Below are 7,000 nucleotides of genomic sequence, written 5' to 3' on the forward strand. Positions count from 1 at the left end.
CTGATAGCTGCGGCAGTTGGTGTTGCAATAACACTGGCAGGCCAGCACACTTTTGCACAGGGAATAGACAGTACCGCCAAAAAAGTAGGACATAAAACCGCTTCCATTGCCGTTAAAGGGGCCTCCGCCGTTACGGACAAAATTTATAAAGGCAAGGAAGGACCAGGCGGAGAGACCGTTTACATCGATAAAAAAGACAGGAAATATATTGTAGACGAAAAAGGCAAGAAGGTATACCTGAAGAAGTCGCAGATACATGATAAGAAGAAAGACTAGATCTACACTGCCATAAAGTAAGCCGGCCAGGGAAACCTACCGGCTTTTTGCTGCCTGTAAATTTTATAAACATCCGCTTATGCAACTGAAACCAGGCACCTGTTATAAGGTTAATACCAAAAACATTGCGGCATTACAGCAATTCGGCGAGTATCAATTCGTAGTAGCGGTGATCCATGCGAACGATACCTCCGACAGCGTTGTTTTTGAGCTTAAAAAACTTCTCGGCCATTACAGCACCGAACAGGAAATAGCTACCCGCCAGGCGGTGGAAACACATGCCGACGGATTTTCACTGGAAGATATTACCGGGCAGCAGCTAAACCTGCTGCAATTTGAAAAGGAAAGCGCTTTTATAAAATGGATCAACGAAGGCATTGCCACTCCTTACGATTGCAACGCATAAACAGCTATTCGTAACGCAATGCCTCAATAGGATCCAGCCTGGACGCCGACTGCGCAGGATAATAGCCAAAGAACACCCCCGTAAAGGCGCACACCACAAAAGAGAGCACAATAGAAGACTCCGACACCAGGGTAGGCCATCCCAGCGTAAGGGTAATTACTTTGGCAGATGTAATTCCCAGCACCACTCCTATGAGGCCACCGGTAACACTGATGATAATGGCCTCCACCAGGAACTGCAGTAAAATGTCGATACCCCGTGCACCGATAGACATGCGTAACCCTATTTCCCTGGTACGTTCTGTAACAGAAACATACATGATATTCATAATACCGATACCGCCAATCACCAGCGAAATACCGGCAATAGCCGTTAAGAGGATAGTGAGCAGGCTGGTGGTGGAACTCAGTGTTTTTATCAGTTCCTCCATGGTTCTCACCTGGAAATTATTCTCATCGGTGGGCCGCAAACGATGCGTTGCCCTGAGGATATCTATAATTTCATTGGTGGCCTGGTCTGAAGCGCCTTCACTTATAGCGGACGCATAAATACTCTGGAAATAAATAGTAGCCAGGATACGCTTCTGCACCGTGGTATAGGGCGTAAGGATAATATCGTCCTGGTCCTGCCCGAAAGAGCTTTGTCCTTTTGGCGCCAGCGTGCCTATCACCTGCAGCGGGATGGATCCAAGGCGGATCACCTTTCCCACCGGGCTTTCCCCGCTTGGAAACAGGTTATTGATCACGGTTTGCCCCAATACGCATACTTTGGCGGCTGTAGCCACATCGGCATCCGAAAAACTGATGCCTTCATTTATAGTAAGCTTTCGTATATCGAAGTAAGAAGGCGCTACTCCCTGCAGGGAAGTGGGCCAGTTCAACGCCCCGTAAATAGCCTGTCCTTTGGTGGATGCTACCGGCGATACCGCGCTTACATACTCCGCATTTTTTTGTATAGCCAGTACATCTGCAATGGTGAGCGACTGGAAGCTTTCTCCTCCGATCCGCACACCACCGGCCACATTACTGCTGGGCAAAATGGTGATCATATTGGATCCCATGCTGCTCAGCTGCGTCTGGATGCTTTCCTTGGAGCCCTGCCCTATGGCCACCATCGCAATAACAGCGGCCACACCAATGATGATGCCCAACATGGTCAGGAATGCCCGCAACTTATTGCGTTGCAATGCCTTTAACGCTATCATTATGAGATTGACTGCACTCATGCTTTCGGTTAATTAGTAGTCTTCGGCCGGAGGCAACGCTGCCAGCGCTTCCTTTGCCGAGCGTACGTTCTCATTTTTACTATCCTTCACCACTTTTCCGTCCCGCAGCATCACTGTTCTGCTGCTGAAGGCGGCTATATCCGGTTCGTGCGTAACAAACACGATTGTTTTTCCTTCCTGGTTCAGGTCCTGCATCAGGGCCATAATTTCATAGGAAGTACGGGTATCCAGGTTACCGGTAGCTTCATCTGCCAGGATCATTACCGGCTGGTTTACCAGCGCCCTTGCAATGGCCACCCTTTGTTGCTGCCCCCCGGAAAGCTGGCTGGGTGTATGATCTTCCCTATCTGCCAGCCTCACCGCCTCCAACGCGTTCATGGCCCTGCTTCGCCGCTCCTGCACGGATAGTTCCGGGTTATAAAACAACGGCAACTCCACATTTTCCAACGCAGAGGTACGGGGTAACAGGTTATATGCCTGGAACACAAATCCAATTTTATGGTTCCGTAAACGGGCCAGCTCATTCCTCGACAGGTTGCTTACATTTACCCCATCCAGCAGGTAACTGCCTGAGGTAGGCTTATCGAGGCAACCAAGAATATTAAGCAGCGTGGTTTTCCCCGAACCGCTGCTTCCCATAATAGTCACGAACTCGCCGGAAAATACATCAAAAGACACCCCTTTCAGTGCGCGTACTGTTTCCGTGCCCATCACAAATTCACGCTTGATTTGCTGCAGTTCCAATATTTTGCCGTTGCTCATCGTCTACGCCCTCCCATTTTTGGTAAAAACGGACTGCCGGTGCCGCCTGCTCCTGCCACAGCGCCGCCCGCACTGATGCCTGTTATCACCACATCATTTTCATTTAACCCCGAAAGCACTTCAATATGGGTGTTGTCGTTCAGTCCTGTTCTGATATGACGCTGCACCAATGTATCGCCACGCAGCAGCCATACATAATTGGAGGAACCAATACGGGTGGTGCTTTTGAATTTACCGCCTGTTGTATCCTTTGTTTGGGCGGCACCACGGGTTCTTCTCACGGCGCTTTGTATTACATAATCTTTCAGCTGCACAGAATCAGGAATAAACTTCAGCGCCTTAACCGGCAGTAGCAATGCCGTATCTTTTTCTGCTGTATAAATAGTAACATTAGCGGTCATCCCCGGCTTCAGCTTCATGTTATCATTGGGGGCATTGATAATGGTGTTATAGGTAACCACATTCGAAGAAACGGAAGGCTGCAGCCTGATTTCCTGGACCCGGCCGGAAAACACATCCTCCAGGTAGGCATCTACGGTAAAGGTTACACGAAGTGAATCCTTTACATTTCCAATATCAGCTTCATCCACGCTGGCTTCTACCTGCATCTTGGTAATATCTTTTGCGATCACAAACAAGGTAGGTGTATTAAAGCTGGCGGCCACTGTTTGTCCTATGCTTACATTCCTGTTCAGCACCACACCATCAATGGGTGAATGTATTTCTGTAAATGAGAAGTTCTTCAACGCTGAATTTAGCTGGGCTGTCACGGCGGCTACATTTGCTTTGGCCTGCCCAATCTGATTGTAAGCAATATCATAGTCGGCCTTGCTGATAGCGCCTGTTTTATACAACAGTTCCTGCCGCTGGAAATTATTTTTCTGGTATTCCAGGTTGGTTTGCGCCACCTGTACGTTAGCCCGCAGCTGATCTACCTGTGCCTGGAAAAGATCCTTGTCCAGCTCCGCCAGCAACTGCCCTTTTTTCACCTTCGTGTTAAAATCTACATACAGGTATTTGATGGAGCCTGACACCTGCGTACCAACGGCAACGGTATCTACCGGCTGTATAGTACCGGTGGCCGTTACAGTAGTGGCGATGTGTCCATACTCCGGTTTGGCGATATCAAACCTTACCGGTTCTTTTTTCTTCCGGATGAAGAAAAACCAGATCGCCGCCAGCAGCAGTACGATCACCACCGTTACGATAACACCTTTATATTTTCTCATACCTCATTTACATTTATAGTTTTACCGGTACGCCCCTGTAAAAGTCATATATCCTGATGTTCAGGGCAGCATTGTATTTTGCCTGTATATAAGATTGTAGTGCCTGTATATATAAATTCTTCTGCTGAAGAAAAACCACCACATTGGCGGCTCCTACTTTCAGTTGCTCACTGGCAATTCTGTAGCCTTCCTGCGAATACTTCAGTTGCTCCACCGCAGCATCGTACTGCGATTGTGCATTGAGCACATTGATGTAAGCCTGTTCGATAGTTTGTGTAAGATTGGTTTTTGTATCCTTCAGGTTCAGTTTGGACTGATCTACTTCTATTTTTGCTTTTTCCACATTGGTTTTCACGACCCGCCGGGTGAAAATGGGAACAGACAAAGTAATTCCTATCTGCTGGTAAAAATTATCATCCATCTGCTTAAAATAAGTACTGCCGGCGCCCCCGCTAACGTAAGAAGATCCCAATGCGCCCCCGGCAGTAAGCGTAGGCAGGTACCCGGCCTTTGCCTTTGCCAGGTCGAGGCCGGACACTTCTATACCCAGTTCACTGCTTTTAATTTCCGGCCTGTTGGCCAGTGCGGAATCCTGCGCTTCCTGCAAGGCATACAAGCGATCATTGCTGATCAATGTATCGGGTTCCTGTATTTCAAAATTGTAACTGCTGGGCAGCTGCAACAGTTGTTTCAGTACCAGCTTGTTCTGGCGGTGCTGATTTTCGGCATTCACCAGCGTGTAGCGGTCGTTGGCCAGCTGCGCCTGTAACTGCACTAATCCTATTAATGCCATACTGCCCACATCATATTGCTGCTGCCCCTGCTTTACCTGCGCTTCTGAAGTGGCTACCACGTCCTGCACATATACAATATTTTCTTTTGCCAGTAAAATGTTCAGGTAAGCCTGGGTGATCAACACGGTGATATCATTGATTTGTGTGGCAATGTTCAGGCTGGCCATCTGCGTAAGCAGGTTCTTTTGTTTAATATCGTTATTAAGATATCCGCCCTGGAAAAGGGTAACATTTGAGTTAACGCCGTAATTACCGGTGGTATTTACCCGGTAAGAGGAGTTGCCGGCCGCAGTGATTGATTTACCACCATTAAGATCCTGTGAAGCGGTACCGGTAAGGTTAGGCAGCTTTGCTGCGCGCGACAGCAGCAGGTCCTGTTCACTGCTCATCCTGCTCAGTCGAAGGCTGTTCAGCTGGATATTGTTTTTCAGCGCATAATCGAAGCATTGCTGCAGCGTCCATTGTGCAGGAAGATCCTGCAAAGTGCTGTCCTGGGCGTAGAGCCGGGACTTTACTGACAACAAAAAAATGAAAAGGAATACTAATCTTCCGGGCTGTCTGAAAAACATCATCGTATAATCATTGATGTTAGTAAAGGCTACAACTGGAATAAGGGGCCAAATGCTAATACAATATACTCAATTATTCATCTTCCAACATCAGCGGCGCCCCCTGTTCTTCTTTTTTCGTTCCCTTGTAAGAGTTATATTTTCTGTGTTTATCCGCGGCTGTATGCGATTTGCACATGGATACCCCGGCTTGCGTTAAGTACTGTTAATTATTGTTAACGTCCTCTTATCCGATGGATTCCATTCGCCGTTTGTAACAACGAAAAACGGATCTACAGAAAGATAATAACGGATAAGTCGTCCGTTTGTTCTCTCCATAGATCCGTAAATTACCATCTCCGTTCTATTGGTTGCTTAGTCCTGTTCTTTCAGCGCCTTATATAGCATTTTTAAAAGTAGCGTTCGACCTGCCGGTGCCCTGTGGCGGGCCCTGCTGCCAGTTCTCGTCGTAGTATACAAAAAAGGCCATCCAGATGGTACGGGACCATCGCATCAGCAGGGGCTGTAATATTACCAGCAGCAGGGCGTTCGCTCCCAGCCACCAGAAGATCCGGTTATCATAAATGGAGAAGCCGATGAGCAGCCACCAGGCGATAAGACTGGCCACGCATACTGCCAGTGACAGCGCATAACTAACATAGCCGGTGCCGTAGTAAAACCCTACCTCTACTTCCACGGGCTGGCCGCATACCGGGCATGTGTCGGGCATCTTTAGGCAGTTTTTCAGGTCGTAGGGATTTTTGGTGGTATAGATAGAACCCCGTCTGCAACGGGCGCACCTGTTCCCCAGCAGGCTTTTCAGCAGGCTGGGTTTTACATTATTTTTATCTGCACACATAAAATGAAAGATTTATCAGGAGATATGCTTCCGGAACTCCTCCGGTGTTGTTCCTGCGTATTTTTTAAAAAACTTGGTGAAGTAAGAATTGTCTGCAAAACTGAGCTGGTAGGCAATGGTGGCTATACTCATATCTGCATTGATCAATAGCCGCTTCGCTTCCAGCAGTACGCGGTCGCGGATAATTTCCCCGGCCGATTTTCCCAGCATATGCCGGCAAAAAGCATTGAGGTAATTAGGTGTTACATACAACAGGGAAGCATATTCTTTTGGCAACCGCAGCTGCATATAGTGTTGTTCTACCAGTTTGCGGAAGTTGCGCAATAATACGAAGTTGTGAGGCGGCTCCTGCTTTGCGGCGCCCTGCCTGCTGGCGCGGCTCACCTCTATAAACATTCCCAGCACATGCAGCCGCAGCATATCCTGGCTGTAAGGCTGTTCCCCTTTTATTTCTTTAAGCATCGCTTCAAACTGTGCTGTAACCGCCGGGACGGCGGCTTTGGGAAGTTGTACCACTCCCTCTGCGCTCACCCCGCTGAAAAAAGGAAACCGTTCCACGTAATCTGCGTCCTGCAGGAACGCATTAAAAAACCCGGCAGATACATTCATCACGTAACCTTCTATCCCGCCGGAAAAAAACCAGCTGTGTACCTGCCCGGGTATCATAAAGTATAATTGTCCTGGTTTAACAGGAAACTTTTCAAAATCGATGGTATGACTTCCGCCTCCCGCAGTAAAAAACGCCAGGTGATAAAACGAATGCCGGTGAGGGAAGTGAATGTCCCGGTGAGCCGCCAGGTAATCAGAAAACCTGGCTACCAAAATATCTTCCGATGCCGGTTTTCCCATCGCCAGGGAACAGATATCGTATGTTGGAATAAGCGCCTTTGACATGATGCGA

Annotated in this window: 7 protein-coding genes and 1 pseudogene; 2 read left to right on the forward strand and 6 right to left on the reverse strand. The window is 48.2% G+C overall.

Annotated features, from left to right (window positions below; all coding sequences use genetic code 11):
• Positions 1 to 276, forward strand: a pseudogene (locus tag VN105_RS04660) (hypothetical protein); the annotation flags it as partial.
• A 79-nt stretch (positions 277 to 355) separates the two neighbouring features.
• Entirely contained in the window at positions 356 to 682 is a 327-nt protein-coding gene (locus VN105_RS04665) for a hypothetical protein (RefSeq protein WP_325638411.1), read from the forward strand.
• A 4-nt stretch (positions 683 to 686) separates the two neighbouring features.
• Here the strand turns inward: VN105_RS04665 and VN105_RS04670 are convergent, their stop codons facing one another.
• The 6 genes from VN105_RS04670 to VN105_RS04695 form a co-directional block, all read right to left on the reverse strand.
• On the reverse strand, positions 687 to 1,907 hold the full coding sequence (locus VN105_RS04670; protein WP_325638413.1) for an ABC transporter permease: 1,221 nt from the start codon (positions 1,905 to 1,907) through the stop codon (positions 687 to 689).
• A gap of 12 nt (positions 1,908 to 1,919) precedes the next feature.
• Positions 1,920 to 2,669, reverse strand: coding sequence for an ABC transporter ATP-binding protein (locus VN105_RS04675; RefSeq protein WP_325638415.1), 750 nt, complete (start codon positions 2,667 to 2,669; stop codon positions 1,920 to 1,922).
• On the reverse strand, positions 2,666 to 3,898 hold the full coding sequence (locus VN105_RS04680) for an efflux RND transporter periplasmic adaptor subunit (RefSeq protein ID WP_325638417.1): 1,233 nt from the start codon (positions 3,896 to 3,898) through the stop codon (positions 2,666 to 2,668). Before VN105_RS04680 ends, VN105_RS04675 begins: the two co-directional genes overlap by 4 nt.
• A gap of 13 nt (positions 3,899 to 3,911) precedes the next feature.
• Positions 3,912 to 5,216, reverse strand: coding sequence for a TolC family protein (locus tag VN105_RS04685; RefSeq protein WP_325638419.1), 1,305 nt, complete (start codon positions 5,214 to 5,216; stop codon positions 3,912 to 3,914).
• 421 nt (positions 5,217 to 5,637) lie between these two features.
• Positions 5,638 to 6,099, reverse strand: coding sequence for a DUF983 domain-containing protein (locus VN105_RS04690; RefSeq protein ID WP_325638421.1), 462 nt, complete (start codon positions 6,097 to 6,099; stop codon positions 5,638 to 5,640).
• A gap of 15 nt (positions 6,100 to 6,114) precedes the next feature.
• On the reverse strand, positions 6,115 to 7,000 hold an 886-nt coding region (locus VN105_RS04695; RefSeq protein WP_325638423.1), incomplete at its 5' end, for an AraC family transcriptional regulator.

Origin of the sequence: Chitinophaga sp. (genome assembly GCF_035564935.1) — a bacterium.
Lineage (GTDB): Bacteria > Bacteroidota > Bacteroidia > Chitinophagales > Chitinophagaceae > Chitinophaga.